This is a genomic window from Cellulomonas rhizosphaerae (assembly GCF_003470205.1).
GTDB classification, from domain to species: Bacteria; Actinomycetota; Actinomycetes; order Actinomycetales; family Cellulomonadaceae; genus Cellulomonas; species Cellulomonas rhizosphaerae.
The window spans coordinates 25,749-42,665 of sequence record NZ_QWKP01000208.1; the positions used below are offsets into that span (position 1 = coordinate 25,749).

16 protein-coding genes are annotated in these 16,917 nt (G+C 72.0%); 7 read left to right on the plus strand and 9 right to left on the minus strand.

Annotation, left to right across the window (positions count from 1 at the left end):
* Positions 1 to 34: 34 nt before the first annotated feature.
* Complete coding sequence (valS, locus tag D1825_RS12645) at positions 35 to 2,665, minus strand: valine--tRNA ligase (RefSeq protein ID WP_118767768.1); 2,631 nt, start codon at positions 2,663 to 2,665, stop codon at positions 35 to 37.
* A gap of 134 nt (positions 2,666 to 2,799) precedes the next feature.
* On the opposite strand from valS, the gene D1825_RS12650 reads away from it, so the two are divergent.
* On the plus strand, positions 2,800 to 6,639 hold the full coding sequence (locus D1825_RS12650; protein ID WP_199721584.1) for a Pls/PosA family non-ribosomal peptide synthetase: 3,840 nt from the start codon (positions 2,800 to 2,802) through the stop codon (positions 6,637 to 6,639).
* Complete coding sequence (locus tag D1825_RS12655) at positions 6,636 to 7,928, plus strand: M1 family metallopeptidase (protein ID WP_118767770.1); 1,293 nt, start codon at positions 6,636 to 6,638, stop codon at positions 7,926 to 7,928. Before D1825_RS12650 ends, D1825_RS12655 begins: the two co-directional genes overlap by 4 nt.
* On the opposite strand, the gene D1825_RS12660 is transcribed toward D1825_RS12655, so the two are convergent.
* Positions 7,918 to 8,478: a 4'-phosphopantetheinyl transferase family protein gene (locus D1825_RS12660; protein ID WP_158580725.1), complete on the minus strand. Its 561-nt coding sequence runs from the start codon at positions 8,476 to 8,478 to the stop codon at positions 7,918 to 7,920. The genes D1825_RS12655 and D1825_RS12660 overlap by 11 nt on opposite strands.
* A 101-nt stretch (positions 8,479 to 8,579) precedes the next feature.
* Here D1825_RS12660 and D1825_RS12665 point away from each other — a divergent pair, with 101 nt between their 5' ends.
* Genes D1825_RS12665 through D1825_RS12675 form a run of 3 tightly spaced genes read left to right on the plus strand, consistent with a single transcriptional unit; the run spans position 8,580 to position 11,559 of the window.
* Complete coding sequence (locus D1825_RS12665) at positions 8,580 to 9,605, plus strand: TIGR03557 family F420-dependent LLM class oxidoreductase (protein ID WP_118767772.1); 1,026 nt, start codon at positions 8,580 to 8,582, stop codon at positions 9,603 to 9,605.
* Positions 9,602 to 10,369: a coenzyme F420-0:L-glutamate ligase gene (gene cofE, locus D1825_RS12670; protein WP_118767773.1), complete on the plus strand. Its 768-nt coding sequence runs from the start codon at positions 9,602 to 9,604 to the stop codon at positions 10,367 to 10,369. Before D1825_RS12665 ends, cofE begins: the two co-directional genes overlap by 4 nt.
* Positions 10,366 to 11,559, plus strand: a complete 1,194-nt coding sequence (locus D1825_RS12675; RefSeq protein WP_233549887.1) for a glycoside hydrolase family 3 N-terminal domain-containing protein — start codon at positions 10,366 to 10,368, stop codon at positions 11,557 to 11,559. The genes cofE and D1825_RS12675 overlap by 4 nt, the downstream gene beginning before the upstream one ends.
* Here D1825_RS12675 and D1825_RS12680 read toward each other — a convergent pair.
* The 7 genes from D1825_RS12680 to D1825_RS12715 form a co-directional block, all read right to left on the minus strand.
* Positions 11,543 to 11,914, minus strand: coding sequence for a YbjQ family protein (locus D1825_RS12680; RefSeq protein WP_118767775.1), 372 nt, complete (start codon positions 11,912 to 11,914; stop codon positions 11,543 to 11,545). The two genes, D1825_RS12675 and D1825_RS12680, sit on opposite strands and share 17 nt — an antisense overlap.
* Positions 11,915 to 11,931: 17 nt before the next feature.
* Positions 11,932 to 12,495, minus strand: coding sequence for an HhH-GPD-type base excision DNA repair protein (locus D1825_RS12685; RefSeq protein WP_118767776.1), 564 nt, complete (start codon positions 12,493 to 12,495; stop codon positions 11,932 to 11,934).
* 50 nt (positions 12,496 to 12,545) lie between these two features.
* Complete coding sequence (locus tag D1825_RS12690) at positions 12,546 to 12,929, minus strand: hypothetical protein (RefSeq protein ID WP_118767777.1); 384 nt, start codon at positions 12,927 to 12,929, stop codon at positions 12,546 to 12,548.
* Positions 12,930 to 13,164: 235 nt separating this feature from the next.
* A complete protein-coding gene (locus tag D1825_RS12695; protein WP_118767778.1) occupies positions 13,165 to 13,728 on the minus strand; it encodes a Swt1 family HEPN domain-containing protein in 564 nt (187 codons plus the stop codon).
* Entirely contained in the window at positions 13,725 to 14,465 is a 741-nt protein-coding gene (locus tag D1825_RS12700; protein ID WP_118767779.1) for a DUF5343 domain-containing protein, read from the minus strand. The genes D1825_RS12695 and D1825_RS12700 overlap by 4 nt, the downstream gene beginning before the upstream one ends.
* Before the next feature lie 538 nt (positions 14,466 to 15,003).
* Positions 15,004 to 15,447, minus strand: a complete 444-nt coding sequence (locus D1825_RS18010) for a hypothetical protein (protein WP_138067656.1) — start codon at positions 15,445 to 15,447, stop codon at positions 15,004 to 15,006.
* A gap of 10 nt (positions 15,448 to 15,457) precedes the next feature.
* Positions 15,458 to 15,715 carry a hypothetical protein gene (locus tag D1825_RS12715; protein ID WP_118767782.1) on the minus strand — a complete coding sequence of 86 codons (258 nt, stop codon included), beginning with the start codon at positions 15,713 to 15,715 and terminating at the stop codon, positions 15,458 to 15,460.
* Between the two features lie 178 nt (positions 15,716 to 15,893).
* Here D1825_RS12715 and cofC point away from each other — a divergent pair, with 178 nt between their 5' ends.
* The gene (gene cofC, locus D1825_RS12720) at positions 15,894 to 16,550 is read left to right on the plus strand and encodes a 2-phospho-L-lactate guanylyltransferase (protein WP_118767783.1); all 657 of its coding nucleotides are present in this window, start codon (positions 15,894 to 15,896) and stop codon (positions 16,548 to 16,550) included.
* A gap of 91 nt (positions 16,551 to 16,641) precedes the next feature.
* On the plus strand, positions 16,642 to 16,917 hold a 276-nt coding region (locus D1825_RS12725), incomplete at its 3' end, for a hypothetical protein (RefSeq protein WP_147356266.1).

Below are 16,917 nucleotides of genomic sequence, written 5' to 3' on the forward strand. Positions count from 1 at the left end.
GGCGACCTTATCCGGGGCTGCCCCTACGGCAGGCTCAGCCCCGGGTGACCGGCTCGCCCAGCGAGGCGTCGCGCGCGACGACGGACTCGCCGTCCGACGTGGCCAGGTCGAGCGTCCCCGTGGCGCGGCCCGCGGACCGCACGTCGTCGAGCGCGAGCTCGACGTCGCCGCGCAGCGCGGCCGGCACGTCGAGCGTCACCGCGAGGATCTCCGTGCGCATCGAGACCTTGGCCTCCGACTTCACCTTGCGCAGCGCGGCGAGCGCGGCACCGGCGGCGGACACCACGGTCGGTGACGCGTCCGCGGCGGCGGCGCGCAGCGGTTCGGCCACGGGCCACGCGGCGCGGTGCACCGAGCCCTCGCGCCACCAGGACCAGACCTCCTCGGTCGCGAACGGCAGCACGGGGGCGAACAGGCGCAGGAGCGTGTCGAGCGCGATGCCCAGGGCGGCGCGCGCCGAGTCGGCGCCCGCGCCCTCGCCGTACGCGCGGTCCTTGACGAGCTCGAGGTAGTCGTCGCAGAACGTCCAGAAGAACGTCTCGGACAGCTCGAGCGCGCGCGTGTGGTCGTAGGCCTCGAGCGAGGCGGTCGCGCGGTCGACGACGTCGGCCAGGCCGGCCAGCATCGCGCGGTCCAGCGGGACCGTGACGAGGGCGGGGTCGAGCTCGACCGTGCCGAACGACAGCGCGAACTTGCTCGCGTTGAGCACCTTGATCGCCAGGCGGCGGCCGATCTTCATCTGGCCGACCTCGAACGCGGCGTCGGTGCCCAGGCGGGCGGAGGCGGCCCAGTAGCGCACCGCGTCGGAGCCGTGCTCGACGAGCAGGTCCATGGGCGTGACGACGTTGCCCTTGGACTTGCTCATCTTCTTGCGGTCGGGGTCGAGGATCCAGCCGCTGATCGCCGCGTCGGACCAGGGCAGGCAGCCGTGCTCCTGGTGCGAGCGGACCACGGTCGAGAACAGCCACGTGCGGATGATGTCCTGGCCCTGAGGGCGCAGGTTCATCGGGAAGACGCGCTCGAACAGGTCCGGGTCGCTGCGCCAGCCGCCCGCGATCTGCGGGGTCAGCGACGACGTGGCCCAGGTGTCCATGATGTCGGGGTCGGCGACGAAGCCGCCGGGGACGCCGCGCTGGTCGGCCGTGTATCCGACTGGGACGTCGGACGACGGGTCGATCGGCAGCTGGTCCTCGGACGCGACGATCGGGTTCTCGTGGTCGGGCTCGCCGTCCGCGTCGAGCGGGTACCAGACGGGGAACGGCACGCCGAAGAACCGCTGCCGGCTGATCAGCCAGTCGCCGTTGAGGCCGCCGACCCAGTTCTCGTAGCGGACCGCCATGAACTCCGGGTGGAAGTCGAGCTCGGCGCCGCGCGCGAGCAGCTCGTCGCGCAGGGCCGCGTCGCGGCCACCGTTGCGGATGTACCACTGGCGGCTCGTGACGATCTCGAGGGGCTTGTCGCCCTTCTCGTAGAAGTTCGCCTTGCGCTGCGTCTTGACGGGCTCGCCGTCCAGGTCGCCGCTCTCGCGCAGGCCTGCGACGACGAGCTCGCGCGCCGAGAAGGTCGTCTTGCCGGCCAGCTCGCCGTACAGCGCCTGCCCGGCGTCGGTCGAGAGCCAGTCCGGGGTCTCGGAGAGCAGGCGGCCGTTGCGCCCGATGACCGAGCGTGTGGGCAGCTGCAGCTCGCGCCACCACTGCACGTCGGTCAGGTCGCCGAAGGTGCAGCACATCGCGATGCCCGCGCCCTTGTCCCGCTCCGCGCCGGGGTGGGCCAGCACGGGGACCTCGACGCCGAACAGCGGGGAGGTGACCGTGGTGCCGAACAGGTGCTGGTAGCGCTCGTCGTCCGGGTGCGCGATGAGCGCGACGCACGCGGGGAGCAGCTCGGGGCGCGTCGTCTCGATGTAGACCTTGGTGCCGCCGACGCCGTGGAAGGCGACCCGGTGGTAGGCGCCCGGGTAGTCGCGCGCCTCGAGCTCGGCCTGCGCGACGGCCGTCTGGAACGTGACGTCCCAGAGGCCCGGTGCCTCGGCCTGGTACGCCTCGCCGCGCGCGAGGTTGCGCAGGAACGCCTGCTGGGCCACGGCACGGGCGTCGCCCGAGATCGTCTGGTAGGTCTTCGACCAGTCGACCGACAGGCCCAGGCGGCGCCACAGCGTCTCGAACTGGCGCTCGTCGTCGACCGTGAGGCGCTCGCACAGCTCGACGAAGTTACGGCGGCTGATCGGCACCTGGTCGCCGGCCTTGCTGCTCTTGTTGTCGCCACCCTCGAACGGGGGCGTGAAGTCGGGCTCGTACGGCAGCGACGGGTCGCAGCGCACGCCGAAGTAGTTCTGCACGCGACGCTCGGTGGGCAGGCCGTTGTCGTCCCAGCCCATCGGGTAGAACACCTCGGCGCCCTGCATGCGGCGGTAGCGCGCCACGACGTCCGTGTGGGTGTACGAGAAGACGTGGCCGACGTGCAGCGACCCGCTCACCGTGGGGGGCGGGGTGTCGATCGAGTAGACCTGCTCGCGCGTCTTGGTGCGGTCGAAGCCGTACAGGTCCTGCGCGGTCCAGGCGGCGTTCCAGCGCTCCTCGACGCCGTCCAGCGAGACCCGGTCCGGTACCTGCCGCGTGCCGGCGGTGGGGTGGGCGGGTTCGGGGGCGGCGTTCAGGTCGGTCATGGGGCACATCTTCCCAGAACCCGGCGCACGCGCGCGCACGCCGACCAGCCCCCAGCGAACGTTGGTCGACGACACGGTGAACACAGCCCGCGCGTGCGGGGTCGGCCTCGGCGGGCCTGCGAGGATCGCTCGACGTGACCACTGACGGATTCCTCCGCGCCGCGCTCGCCCCCGAGCCGCGGACGCTGCTCGACGTGCTGGCCGCGTCGGTGGCGGCGTCACCCGACGCGCCCGCGGTGGACGACGGCCGGACGGTCCTCACGTACCGCGAGCTCGCCGATGCCGTCGCCGCCGGGGCGGCCGGGCTCGCGGCCGACGGTGTCCGCCGCGGGGACCGGGTGGGCGTGCGCATCCCGTCGGGCACCGCTGAGCTCTACACCGCGATCCTCGCCGTGCTGGCCGCCGGCGCGGCCTACGTGCCCGTGGACGTCGACGACCCCGACGAGCGCGCGCGGACCGTGTTCCGCGAGGCCGCGGTCGCGCGCGTGCTGACCGAGGGCGACCTGCCGACCGCGAAGGGGCGCGCGCCCGAGGCACCCGGGCCGGCCGACGACGCGTGGATCATCTTCACCTCCGGCTCGACCGGAACGCCCAAGGGAGTCGCGGTCACGCACCGGTCCGCCGCGGCGTTCGTCGACGCCGAGGCCCGCCTGTTCCTGCAAGGCGCCCCGCTGGGTCCGGGTGACCGCGTGCTGGCCGGGCTCTCGGTCGCGTTCGACGCGAGCTGCGAGGAGATGTGGCTCGCCTGGGGGCACGGCGCGTGCCTCGTCCCCGCGCCGCGCGCGCTGGTCCGCACGGGCATGGACCTCGGGCCGTGGCTGGTCGCGCAGGGGATCACGGTCGTCTCCACGGTCCCCACCCTGGCGGGGCTCTGGCGGCCCGACGAGCTCGCGGCCGTGCGGCTGCTGATCTTCGGCGGCGAGGCCTGCCCGCCCGAGCTCGCCGCGCGGCTGACCGGACCGGGCCGCGAGGTCTGGAACACGTACGGCCCGACGGAGGCGACGGTCGTCGCGTGCGCGTCGCTGCTCACCGGCGAGGGGCCCGTGCGGATCGGGCACGCGCTCGACGGGTGGGACCTCGCAGTCGTCGGCCCCGACGGGCTGCCCGTCGCGGACGGCGGGGCGGGCGAGCTCGTCATCGGCGGCGTGGGGCTCGCGCGGTACCTGGACCCCGTGAAGGACGCCGAGCGGTACGCGCCCGCGCTGGCGCTCGGGTGGGACCGGGCCTACCGCTCCGGGGACATCGTGCGGTACGAGGCCGAGGGGCTCGTGTTCGTCGGGCGCGCCGACGACCAGGTCAAGATCGGCGGCCGGAGGATCGAGCTCGGTGAGGTCGACTCGGCGCTCGCGGCCTTGCCCGGCGTCGCGGGCGCCGCGGCCGCGGTGCGGCGCACGCCCGCGGGCTCGTCGGTGCTCGTCGGCTACCTCGCGCCGGCGCCAGGCGTCGAGCTGAGCCTGGACGAGGCCCGCGCGCTGCTGCGCGAGGCGCTGCCCGCCGCGCTCGTGCCGCTGCTCGCGGTCGTGCCCGAGCTGCCGACGCGCGGCTCGGGCAAGGTCGACCGCGACGCGCTGCCGTGGCCGCTGACCGGCGTCGACGCGCCGGGCCGGACCGCCGCGCTCTCACCGACGCAGGAGTGGGTCGCCGAGCGCTGGACCGCGACGCTCGGCGCCGCGGTCGCGGGCCCGGACGACGACTTCTTCGCCAGCGGCGGCGGGTCGCTGGTCGCCGCGCAGCTCGTCTCCGCGCTGCGCGAGCGGTACCCGACCGTCACGGTCGCCGACGTGTACGAGTTCCCGCGCCTCGCGGACCTGGCGCGCCGGCTCGACGAGCTCGAGCCCGCGTCGGCCGCGTCGGAGCGCACGGTCACGCCGACGCCGCGGCGCGCCCAGGCGATCCAGCTGCTCGCCGCGATCCCGCTCGCGGCCCTCGTCGGGCTGCGCTGGCTGACCTGGCTCATCGCCGCGGACGCCGTGCTGACCTCGACCGGCCGGATGGACTGGGTGCCGTCGGTGCCGCACGCGTGGTGGTGGGTCGCCGCGGGCTGGCTCGTGCTGATCAGCCCGCTCGGACGGATGGGCTCGACCGTGCTCGTCGCGCGCACGCTGCTGCGGGACGTGGCCCCCGGCCGCTATCCGCGGGGCGGCTCGATGCACCTGCGGCTGTGGTTCGTCGAGAGCTGGGCCGCCGCCGCGGGCGCGGGGAACCTGTCCTGCGCGCCGTGGACCGCGACCTACGCGCGGGCGCTCGGGGCGAGCGTCGGCAACGACGTCGACCTGCACACGATGCCGCCGGTCACCGGCCTGCTCACGCTCGGCAACGGCTGCTCGGTCGAGCCCGAGGTCGACCTCACGGGCCACTGGCTCGACGGCGACGTGCTGCGCGTCGGCAAGGTCCGGGTCGACAAGCGCGCCACGGTCGGCACGCGCAGCACCCTCGGGCCGGGCGTCCGGGTGGGGCAGGGCGCGGAGATCGCGCCGGGCTCCGGGGTGCTGGTCTCGGTGCCGCCGGGCGAGCTGTGGGTCGGCTCGCCGGCCGCGTTCGAGGGACCCGCTCGCGAGCACTGGCCGCACCGCCGAGCGCCGCGCGGGCGCCGGTGGGTCGGGATCTACGGGCTGAGCGCGGGCGTGCTCGCCGCTCTGCCGGTGGTCGCCGCGGCGTGCGGGCTGCTCGTCGTGGGCTGGTCGGTCCGGGACGCCGACGCGTGGTCGCAGGCGGCGTGGCGCGCGCTCGCGGCAGTACCGCTGGGGGCGCTCGCGATGCTCGTCGTGCTGCTCGTGGCGACGCTCGTCGGCGTCCGGCTGCTGGGGATCGGGATGACGGAGGGCTACCACCCCGTGCGCTCGCGGGTGGGGTGGCAGGTCTGGGCGACGCAGCGGCTCATGGACGACGCGCGCACCCTGCTGTTCCCGCTGTACGCGAGCAGCCTCACGCCGCTGTGGCTGCGCGCGCTGGGCGCCGACGTGGGCCGCGACGTCGAGGCGTCGACCGTGCTGCTGCTGCCGTCCATGACGAGCGTGGGTGACGGCGCGTTCCTGGCCGACGACACGCTCATCGGCTCCTACGAGCTCGGCCGCGGCTACCTGCGGATCGAGCGCGCGAGCATCGGCAAGAAGGCGTTCCTCGGCAACTCGGGGATGATCGCGCCCGGCCGGGCGGTGCCCAAGCGCGGGCTCGTGGCCGTGCTGTCGGCGACGCCCGAGCACGCCAAGTCGGGCTCGTCCTGGCTCGGGTCGCCGCCCGTGAAGCTGCGCCGGGCCGCGAGCGAGGTCGACGCGGGGCGGACCTTCGAGCCGCCCGTGCGGCTGCGGGTGGCGCGCGGGCTGGTCGAGGCGTGCCGCGTGGTGCCCGTGATGGTGACGTTCGGGCTGGGGGTCGGCGTGCTGCTCGTGCTGCAGGCCGTGGTCGACGCCGGGGGTCTCGGCGCCGCCGCGTGGGCGTCGCCGCTCGTCGTGCTCGGGGCCGCCGCGCTCGCGTGCGGGCTCGCGACGGCCGCGAAGTGGCTGCTCGTCGGGCGGCTGCGCGCGGGGGAGCACCCGCTGTGGAGCTCGTTCATCTGGCGCAACGAGCTCGCGGACACGTTCCTCGAGACGGTCGCCGTGCCGTGGATCGGGCCCGCGACGGTCGGTTCACCGGCCCTGAACGTGTGGCTGCGGTCGCTCGGCGCGCGCATCGGCCGTGGTGTCTGGTGCGAGACGTACTGGCTGCCGGAGGCGGACCTCGTCGAGATCGGCGACGGTGCCACGATCAACCGCGGTTGCGTGCTCCAGACACATCTGTTCCATGATCGGGTCATGAGCATCGACTCCGTGACCATCGGCGCGGGCGCCGGCATCGGCCCGCACGGCGTCGTGCTGCCCGCCGCGCACGTCGGCGACGGCGCCAGCGTCGGGCCGTCGTCGCTCGTGCTGCGCGGCGACCACATCCCCGCCGGATCCCGCTGGGCGGGCAACCCCGTCGCACCGGTGACCGCATGACCTTCGGACCCTCGCAGGGGGCCCTCGACGTCTCGCGCTACGAGCTGGAGCTGGACTACCGGGTCGTAGGGAACAGGCTCGACGCCCGGGCGCGCGTGCACGGGGTCGCGCGGCGGCACCTCGACCGGTTCTCGCTCGACCTCGCGGGGCTGCGCGTCAGCCGCGTGCTGCTCGACGGCAGGCGGCCCGAGCGGTGGACGCACCGCGCGGGCCAGCTGACCATCCGCCCCGGCGGCGTGCTGGCGCCGGGCGCGCCCGTCGTCGTCGAGGTGCACTACACGGGCAACCCGCGGCCGATCCGCGGGCCGTGGGGCGAGGTCGGCTGGGAGGAGCTCGCGGACGGCGTCATCGTCGCGGGCCAGCCCGACGGCGCGCCCTCGTGGTTCCCGTGCCAGGACCACCCGGCCGACAAGGCCTCGTTCGGCATCGTCGTCACGACCGACGCCGGGTACGAGGTCGTGTGCAACGGGTCGCTCGTGTCGCGCACGGCGCGCTCGAGCCGGGTGCGCTGGGAGTTCGACCAGCCCGAGCCCACCGCTCCCTACCTCGCGACCGTGCAGATCGGGCGCTACCAGCGCTGGGTCAGCGCGGCGGGTCCCGTGCGGCAGGAGGCGGCCGTGCCCGCGCGGCTGCGGGCGGCGTTCGAGCACGACTTCGCGCGGCAGCCGCAGATGTTCGAGGTCTTCGAGGAGCTGTTCGGGCCGTACCCGTTCGCCGGGTACACGGTCGTCGTGACCGACGACGACCTCGAGATCCCGCTCGAGGCGCACGGCCTGTCCATCTTCGGCGCGAACCTCGTCGACGGGCACCGGGGCGCCGAGCGGCTCGTCGCGCACGAGCTCGCGCACCAGTGGTTCGGCAACAGCGTGACGGCCTCGACGTGGCAGGACATCTGGCTGCACGAGGGCTTCGCCTGCTACGCGGAGTGGCTGTGGTCGCACGCGTCGGGCGGACGGACGGCCGACGACCAGGCGCGCACGGCCCACACACGCCTGGCCGGGCTGCCCCAGGACCTCGTCGTGGGCGACCCCGGGCCTGAGCTGATGTTCGACGACCGGCTCTACAAGCGCGGTGCGCTGACCCTGCACGCGCTGCGCCGGACGGTCGGGGACGACGCGTTCTTCGCCACGCTCCGCGCATGGACCGCGCAGTTCCGGCACGGCAGCGTGAGCACCGCGCAGTTCGTCTCGCTCGCGTCGGGGATCGCCGGGCGGCCGCTCGACGCGCTGTTCGACGCCTGGCTCTACGCGGCGCCGCTGCCCGCGCTGCCGAGCGCCGTCACGGCCTGACCTCGCGCACGACGACGGCCGCGCCGACCGGGGCCGCGACCGCGCCCAGGTGACCGGGCGGGTCCATGTCGTGCAGCTCGCACGCGGCGACCTCGGGCGGCGCGGCGACGACCTGGCCGGCGCTGATCGTGACGCGCCGCGGGTCGAGGGTCAGGCCGAGGCCGGACGCCTTGAGGACCGCCTCCTTGCGCACCCAGGCGCGCAGCCGTCCGTCGGCGGTCGGCGCGTGCTCGTCTGGCGACAGGGCGACCTCGTCGAACCCGGGCCACAGCTCGTCGCGGCGGTGCTCGAGGTCGATCCCGACCGGGCTGTCGAGCGATGCGGCGACGGCGACCACGCCGGTCCCGCGCGTGATCGAGACGTGCGCGCCCGTCGTCGTCGGGGCGCCGTGCGCGGCGCTGCCGCAGGTGGGGCAGCGGCGGCCGACGACGACGTCGGCCGGGTCGACGCCCCGCACGTGGGCCACGGCGCGACGGGCCAGCTCGGAGGCCTCGTCGGGCGCACCGGGCGTCACCCGCGCCCACCAGACCAGCACCCGCGACTCGCTCACGCGGTCATCCTGCCGTGGTCCGCCTCGGAACACGTCGGACCGGTCACGGCGTTAGGGTCGCTGGAGGCCGCCCGGACGGGGCGGTCGACGATCGACGAGGGATGTGTGGCGTGTCAGGTGTGACGGCGGCCGGTCTGACGGTCGGCTATGCGGCGGCGCTCGAGCAGTTCCCGCCCATGGAGGCGGTCGAGCTCTCGGCGTACGCGGAGCAGCACGGGTTCTCGGGCGTGATGGCGGCCGACCACTACCAGCCGTGGGTGCCCGCGCAGGGCGAGGCGTCCTTCGTCTGGAACGTGCTCACCGCGCTCGGCGAGCGCACGTCCGGCGACATCGGGCCCGGCGTCACCGCGCCGACGTTCCGGTGGCACCCGGCGATGGTCGCGCAGGCGTCGGCGACGCTCGCCGCGATGTACCCCGGGCGGCACTGGCTCGGGCTCGGCTCGGGCGAGGCGCTCAACGAGCACATCACCGCGCAGTACTGGCCCGAGGCGCCCGAGCGCATCAACCGGATGTTCGAGGCCATCGACATCATCAAGAAGCTGTTCTCGGCCTCGCTCGCGGGCAAGGACGTCAAGCACGCGGGGCAGTTCTACAAGCTCGAGTCGACGCGGCTGTGGACCATGCCCGAGGTGGCGCCCGAGATCCTCGTCGCGACAGCCGGGCCGGTGACCGCCAAGCGGGCCGGGCGGCACGCGGACGGGCTCATCACCGTCGGCGCGCCGCTCGAGAAGATCAGCGGGCTGTTCGGCAAGTTCGAGGAGGGCGCGCGCGAGGCCGGCAAGGACCCGTCGTCGATGCCCAAGGTGCTGCAGGTGCATCTGTCCTGGGCGCCGACCGACGAGGAGGCGCTGGCCAACGCGATGCACCAGTGGCCCAACGGCGGCATGAAGTTCCCCAAGGGTGACATCCGCACGCCGTTCGACTTCGAGCAGATGGCCAAGCTCGTCCGGCCGGAGGACTTCGAGGGCCGCATGGTCATCTCGTCGGACCCGGACAAGCACCGCGCCGACCTGCAGAAGTACGTCGACCTCGGCTTCGACCGGATCTACCTGCACAACGTGGGGCGCAACCAGCGCGAGTGGATCGAGACGTTCGGCGCCGAGGTGCTGCCGAAGCTCGTGCGATGAGCTTCGAGGTCTGGGCCCCGTCGGGCCTGGGGGAGATCGCCGCGGGCGACGACCTCGTGGTGCTGCTCGCCGGGCTGCTCCGGTCCGACCCTCACGGGCTCGAGGACGGCGACATCCTCGTGCTGACCAGCAAGGTCGTGTCCAAGGCTGAGGGGCGTTCGGTCTCGGCCGACGACCGCGAGCAGGCCATCACCGACGAGACCGTACGCGTCGTCGCGACCCGCGAGCATCCCGGCGGCGTGACGCGCATCGTGGAGAACCGCCTCGGGCTCGTGATGGCCGCGGCCGGTGTCGACGCGAGCAACACGCCCGTGGGGACCGTGCTGCTGCTGCCGGTCGACCCGGACGGCAGCGCCCGCGCGCTGCGAGCCGGGCTGTCCGCCGCGTTCGGGGTGCGGATCGGCGTGATCGTCTCGGACACCGCCGGCCGGCCCTGGCGGCAGGGGGTCACCGACATCGCGATCGGCGCGGCGGGCGTCGTCGTGCTCGACGACCTGCGCGGCCAGCACGACTCGTTCGGCCGCCCGCTGGTCATGACCGTGGCCGCGGTGGCCGACGAGGTCACCGCCGCCGCCGAGCTCGTCAAGGGCAAGGCCGACGGCCGGCCGCTCGCCGTGGTGCGCGGGCTGGCGCACCTCGTGACGGCGGACGACGGCCCCGGTGCCGCGGCGCTCGTGCGGCTCGGGCCCGAGGACATGTTCGCGCAGGGCAGTGCCGAGGCGTACGCACAGGGGTGGAAGGACGCGCTCGAGGAGCGCGCGTGAGCTCGCGGCGGGCGCCGTGGGTGACGCTCGGGGTCGTCGTGACCCTGGGTGCGGCGGTGCTCGCGGTGTGGTTCGCGCGGCCGACGGGTGCCCCGGAGGCGGCGCCGACGCCCGCCCCCACGCCGACCCCAACGCCCACTCCGTCCGCAGACCCGTGGGCGGGCTGGTCGCTCGAGCAGCAGGTCGGGCAGGTGTTCATGGTCGGCGTGAGCGTGAGCGACCCGAAGGCCGTGAGCACCGCCGCGATCCGCGACGACCACGTGGGCAACGTCTTCCTGCAGGGCCGTACGACGGCCGGCGCGGACGCCGTGCGCTCGCTGGTCGACTCGTTCACGGCCCTCGTCGGGCCGGAGAGCACGCACTCGACGCCGCTGCTCGTGGCGACCGACCAGGAGGGCGGCGAGGTCCAGGTGCTGCGCGGACCGGGCTTCTCGACGATCCCGTCGGCGCTCGAGCAGTCGTCGCTGCCGGCCGCGGACCTGAGAGCCCAGGCGTCGACGTGGGGAGCCGAGCTGGCGGCAGTCGGGGTCAACCTCGACCTCGCGCCCGTGATGGACCTCGTCACCGGGAACCCCGCGTCCAACCCGCCGGTGGGTGCGCTCGACCGGTCCTACGGCTTCACCGCGGACTCGGTCACGACGCACGCGAACGCGTTCAGCGCGGGTCTCTCGTCGGCCGGGGTCGGGGTCTCGATCAAGCACTTCCCGGGGCTCGGGCGGGTCACGGCCAACACCGACGACACCGCGGGCGTCACCGACTCGGTGACCACGCGCGACGATCCGTCGGTGGAGGTCTTCAAGGCCGGGATCGCCGCGGACCCGATGTCGGTGATGGTCTCGACCGCGATCTACAGCCGCATCGACCCCGACAAGCCCGCGGCGTTCTCGTCGACCGTGGTGACCGGGATGCTGCGCGGCGACCTGGGCTACGACGGGCTCGTCGTGACCGACGACCTGTCGGGCGCGAAGCAGGTCGCGGCGTGGAAGCCCGGCGACCGGGCGGTGCTCGCGCTGCAGGCCGGCGTGGACCTGGTGCTCGTGTCGAAGGACCCGACGGTCGCGCACGAGATGGTCGCCGCCGTGCTCGACCGCGCGCGCACCGACCCGGCGTTCGCCGCGCAGGTGCGGACCGCGGCGCAGCGCGTGCTGGTCGCGAAGGGCCAGTGGCCGCCGGTCAGCCCTGCGCCGTGATCTGCGCCGACTGACCCGTCGCGCCGGGCTCGCCGCCCGGGATCGGCTCGGCGATCACCGCCGTGCCGTACGCACACACCTCGGCGAACTGGCCGATGGAGTTGGTGTCGAACCGCATCGCGATGATCGCGTTCGCGCCCCGCGTCTGGGCCTCGGTGACCATCCGGTGCATCACCTCGTGGCGGCTCTGCGTGACGATCGACGTGTACTCGGGGATCTCGCCGCCGCCGATGGAGCGGATTCCCGCGGTGAAGCTCGTGCCGAAGTTCGTCGAGCGCACCGTGATCCCCATGACCTCGCCGAGCACGGCCTGGATGCGGTAGCCGGGCAGGTCGTTCGTCGTCACCACGATCATGGGTGCGATCGTGCCATCTACTGCGCCTTGGCCGCGGCCTTCTTCGCCTGCTTGAACTCGCGGACCTTCTGCAGCGACGCCTCGTCGACCACGTCGGCGACCGATCGGTACCCCTCGAGCGCGTAGTCGCCCGCCGCGGCCTCCCAGCCGTCGGGTCGCACGCCCAGCTGCTTGGCGAGCAGCGCGACGAAGATCTGCGACTTCTGCTTGCCGAAGCCCGGCAGCGCGGTGAGGCGGTTGAGCAGGTCCTTGCCCGACGTCGCCTCCGTCCACAGCCGTGTGGTGTCGCCGTCGTAGTCGTCGCGGATGATCCGGGCCAGCTCCTGCAGCCGCGCGGCCATGGCCGCCGGGTAGCGGTGGATCGCCGGGGGAGTGCTGCAGAGGGCGACGAACTCCTCGGGGTTCGCCGCGGCGATCTCCCGCGGGTCGAGGTTTCCGAACCGGGTGAGGACCTTCCACGGCCCGCGGAACGCGTGCTCCATGCCGTACTGCTGGTCGAGGAGCATCCCGACGAGCGGCGCGAACGGCTGCTCGTCGAGGACCTTGTCAGCTGCCGCGTCGTTGGCGATCCCGAAGCCCATGGGGCTCATGCTCGCATGTGCGTTCCACACCGGGGCAGCCGCACTGACTCCTAGATGCGTGCCACCCACGACCTTGCTCGAGCGCGACCTTCCTGGTCGTTCGACTTGCGCGTCGTCCACATCTCCGTGACCTCGGCTGTTCCGCACTCGCGGGCGCCTTCGTACATGAACAGCCGGCTCCCGACCACTACGTCGACCCAGAACGGCGGGTACAGGGGCAGGAGGACCGCGCGGGCGCTCTCACCCGGTGCCAGCGTGGCTGGATTCAGTACGAGCACTGGTGCGCCACCGACGGTGTCGGGATCGGGAACCGCGATCGACCAGTTCGGGCGGAAGTCGCCCTCACGCTCGGCGACGATCACGCTCGCGCGTCCGCCGTCTTCCGTGCGCCGCAGGGTTAGGTCGACTGCCACAAGTAGTTGCCCGAACTCCATCGTTACGCACCTCGCTGGTCGAGTAGCATGCCTAAAAGAAGTGCAAAGGAATCATCGTAAGTAGCTGGTTTGCGGTGGGGACGCCAGTGAGCCAGAGTGTCATGGTCTGATTCTGGCAGTCTCAACCTTTGACGTGTTGAGACAAGCACCTCGTCGTCGAGACGCGGCTCGGCGTGGTGCTCCGGCGTCGAGATCCGTCGAAGAGCGCGCGACGTCCGATGAGGTACTTCAACGGCTAGCCGACGACGCGGAGCCAGTCGCGAACTCGAATCTCCATACGCTCGACATCTGCGTCTGTGAGTGTGCCGGTGTGGGCTAGTGCCCGCCTCGTTCGGTTTAGTTCCTCGAAATAATAGTTGACCCACGCTTGATCGCCAAGCAGTGGCTCGAAATGCTGCCACTGGCCGACGATGATATCGCCGTACTGTGGAAAGTCGACGTACGCGAGCAGGGACTCCCCTCGGGGTCCGTGCCAACGAGCCTTGTGATCGTCCACCTGGCGCTTCTCCGCGATCTTCCTGATTGCCAGGTCCACGCCGTTGGTCCACCACTTGTCGACACCAAACGCCTCGCGGAGCGTCGCCTCGACGAGTTCTCGGATGGAGTTTTCCAGGCAATACAGCAGTTCGTACACTCGACCCATTGATTCGGCCTGTGTGCGCGCCTCTTCGGAAAACTGCTCGATCGAGCTCCGCCCCTCAATGGTCACGGCTCCGGCGGCGACGTCGATGCCCAGGTGTCGGTTCGTCGCCATTGCGCGGAACAAAAAAGCTTGTAGGTCGCGTTCAGTCTCGCTCACGTGAGGTGCGCCTTGAGGCTCTTGAAGATCGCGTCGTAAACGGCTACGTCGGTAGACAACGGAAGGTGGACGTGGATGTCGTGCCGCAAGGATATTTGCCCCGGGTGAGCCTCGAACTTCTGCTGGGTGCTCGATGACGTTGCCTCGCCAGCATCGTCCAACTCGAGTTCGCCTACAAATTCGGGCTCGACGGAACCGACCATGGCGGTCGAGAAGTCGGCGAGGTCAGCGAGCGTTTTGAATGTCGAAGCCATCTTTGTGGTGACTGAAGTGCCCTTGTCCGAGAGGCGTGAGAACATCCCGTTCAACTCATTGATCGAACGTGTGTGGGCATCAGTGTCGATCGCGAAGACATCCTTGTATGCCGTCCGGAGTGACGTTGCCAAGACAGAGCGGGATAACGCGGGGTCCTTATAGTCGCGGTAGCGGGACGTCGGACGCCCACCCGCGTCGAGCAGGCCGAGTGCCTTCATGACAGAGATCATGGGACGGTCGGAGGAGCTCGCGTACCCCAGCTGCTTCAGAAACTCGTAGGTGAACGTCTCGGGCACGGCGGCCTTCTGGAGCGCACCCAGAATCCCGGCCGTGTTCCTTGTGCTTGTGAGGTACGCGCTAGGCAGGCTCATGTCCAGACAGTAAAGGACTGAGGCGTCGGCCGTCTGCGTCTTGTCTGGAAATGATCCGGCCCGGCCCGGCCGGTCGGTCGGGCGGGCGCGCGTGTGGAACGGCGTGATCACTCCCGGCCGCTACCTCCGAGACGCGCTGCCGTGCTGCCCCACGTCCGAGCGCCAGCCATGCAGGAGCTCCGCGAACATCTCCCGCTCGATCTGCTGGTCGTCGAACATCTCATACCGCGAAAGTGCGACGACGTGCTCGTCCCTGATTCCACTGGGTCGGACTAGCAGATCCGGCCTCCCCGTCGCCATTGCGGTCAGACCCTGACCGATCCCAGGGGTCGACAAGCTTGCTCGCGACCCAATCGCGGAGGCACCGACGTGACGTTTGCGCCAGTGCCTCGGCCAGGGCGGCATGCGCCAGACGTCGGCTGACGTCGATGGCACCGCTCGCTCTCAGGACGAAGATTCTCTCGACGGCTGGCGAACCCTGCGTTCGAGGAGCACGCCTAAAGGAGGGGGACAGAGCGATCCACGTCTCTTCATGCGTCGCGGGCCGGACCAACATGCATGGGCAGTAGGCCCAGGTGAGCCGCAGGCGCGGCATCGGCGCCTGGCGCACTTGCCCCCACCGCGGGGAAGTGCGCACCGCGGTGAGCGATCACACGGCGGGCGGATGATCTCCGTGCAGGCGACGGCGAAGCCATGGCCACCAGCGCGGCCATGCTCGTTTCCACTCGTTCGCGAAGATCTCGTTCGCGATCTCACGCGGATCCTCGGGCGCGCCTTCATAGCCACGACTCGACGCATAGTCATGGAGGCGGGCGCGAAGGAACTCGGGATCTCTCGTTCCACCCTTCTCGAGGCGCACGTCGCCGTCGCTCTCGTCTCCGACGACTGCAGTCAGTCGCGCGCCGTCGAGGCCGATGAAGACCTCGTACTCACCGTCGGCCACATCGGCGGCCTCGACCCATCGCTGCGCTTGTATGGGGGACTTGAACAGGAGGATGCCGTCTCTCGCGAACACGAAGACCGGGTCCAGGTGTTGTGAAGGCTCCATGGTCAACGATCTTGCTGCCGCGTCGTTGGCGATCCCGAAGCCCATGGGGCTCAACCTACCGGCGGACCTTCCATTCGTCGGGGTGGCCGTTCCACCAGTGCACGCCGGCGTCGTTACGGATGAGAGTGTCGAAGAGGCTCCCGAGCGGCTCGCCGAGCTCGAAGCTGAGGATCTCGTCGACGACGCCGTCGATTGTCCAGTCAGGCTCGACGGCGCGGCGCAGGCCCAGCAGCACGTCGCCGTACAGCGGCTGCCGGTAGACGAGGCAGAACACGTCGTCAGGCTCAGCCCAGGCCTCCACGACCTCCGTCACCAGATTGGAGTCGCCCCACGGCACCTGTCCTGCTCCGGCAACAACGCGCCCGAGAACTTCTCGCGCCCGCGTCGATCCACTCATCGCGCTCCTGACTCGGCTGCGGGCTGGTGCGTTCAGCGGCTCAGTTCCTAGTCGTGGCATTGTCCCTCGCCCGGGACAGGTGAGAATCGTCGTCGTGACCTCGGAACCTGCTGTTGGGCGATGGATCGTCGTGGTGCCCGTCAAGGTCGCGACAGCCGGGAAGTCACGGTTGTCGGGGGTGCTCGACGACAGGGTGCGGGCCGCGCTGGTGCGGGCGATGGCGCTCGACACGATCGACGCGGCGCTCGCGGCCTCGGCGGTCGGGCACGCGCTTGTCGTGACCGCAGACCCCGAGCTGCGGGGTGCTGCGGGGCGCTTCGGGCTGGTGGACGAACCACCCCTGGTGCCCGGCGTCTCGCCCCTCGATGCCGCGGTCCTGGCGGGCGTTGCGGCCGCACGCTCCCGGGTTCCCGGGGTGTCCGTGGCGATGCTGCTCGGAGACCTCCCGGCCCTGCGCCCTGACGACCTGGATGCCGCGCTCGACCTGGCCGCCGCCATGCCCCTCGGCTTCGTCGCCGACGCCGGGGGGACCGGGACGACGATGCTCACGGCGTTCGGGGGAGCGGATCCGAATCCGCACTTCGGCGTGGGTTCGGCGGCGGCGCACACGGCTGCCGGCCACGTGCCGCTCGCGGCGCCCGGGTCGTCGAGCCTGCGTCGGGACGTGGACCTGCCGGCTGACCTCGACGAGATCGCGCGGCTCGAGCTGGGGGTGCGGACGGGGCCGTTGCTCGCGCGGTTGCGCGGTTGACGTTCTCCACAGGCAGCCCGCTGTGGTGTCAGTGGTCGGTCGTACAGTTGTTCGAGTGAGGGCGGTTGGCTTCGGACGACGAGGAGGGGCGATGGGTCTGCCGGGTGGGTTTGTGGAGTCCAGTCGTGCCGCGACCGCGGGTGGCTCGTTGCCTGCGGTCGATCCTGATCCGATCGTGCTGCCTGCTGATGCTTATGAGGCGTCGCCCGGCCGGGTGGTGCCGACGTTCCCGGTGCGGGCGACGTTGACGCAGGTCGCGGGCCTGCTCGAAGGGCTGGACCTGTCGTCGTTGTCGACGGCGGAGCTGGTCGAGGTGGCGGCGGGCTGGGCGCAGGCCGCCGCGATGGTGGCGGCCCGGCAGGCTGAG

Bases quoted from the DNA above. Each gene is read 5' to 3' on its own strand.
- valS (WP_118767768.1), bottom strand. From the start codon at position 2,665: ATGACCGACCTGAACGCCGCCCCCGAACCCGCCCACCCCACCGCCGGC.
- D1825_RS12655 (WP_118767770.1), top strand. From the start codon at position 6,636: ATGACCTTCGGACCCTCGCAGGGGGCCCTCGACGTCTCGCGCTACGAG.
- D1825_RS12665 (WP_118767772.1), top strand. From the start codon at position 8,580: ATGTGTGGCGTGTCAGGTGTGACGGCGGCCGGTCTGACGGTCGGCTAT.
- cofE (WP_118767773.1), top strand. From the start codon at position 9,602: ATGAGCTTCGAGGTCTGGGCCCCGTCGGGCCTGGGGGAGATCGCCGCG.
- D1825_RS12680 (WP_118767775.1), bottom strand. From the start codon at position 11,914: ATGATCGTGGTGACGACGAACGACCTGCCCGGCTACCGCATCCAGGCC.
- D1825_RS12685 (WP_118767776.1), bottom strand. From the start codon at position 12,495: ATGGGCTTCGGGATCGCCAACGACGCGGCAGCTGACAAGGTCCTCGAC.
- D1825_RS12690 (WP_118767777.1), bottom strand. From the start codon at position 12,929: ATGGAGTTCGGGCAACTACTTGTGGCAGTCGACCTAACCCTGCGGCGC.
- D1825_RS18010 (WP_138067656.1), bottom strand. From the start codon at position 15,447: ATGGGCTTCGGGATCGCCAACGACGCGGCAGCAAGATCGTTGACCATG.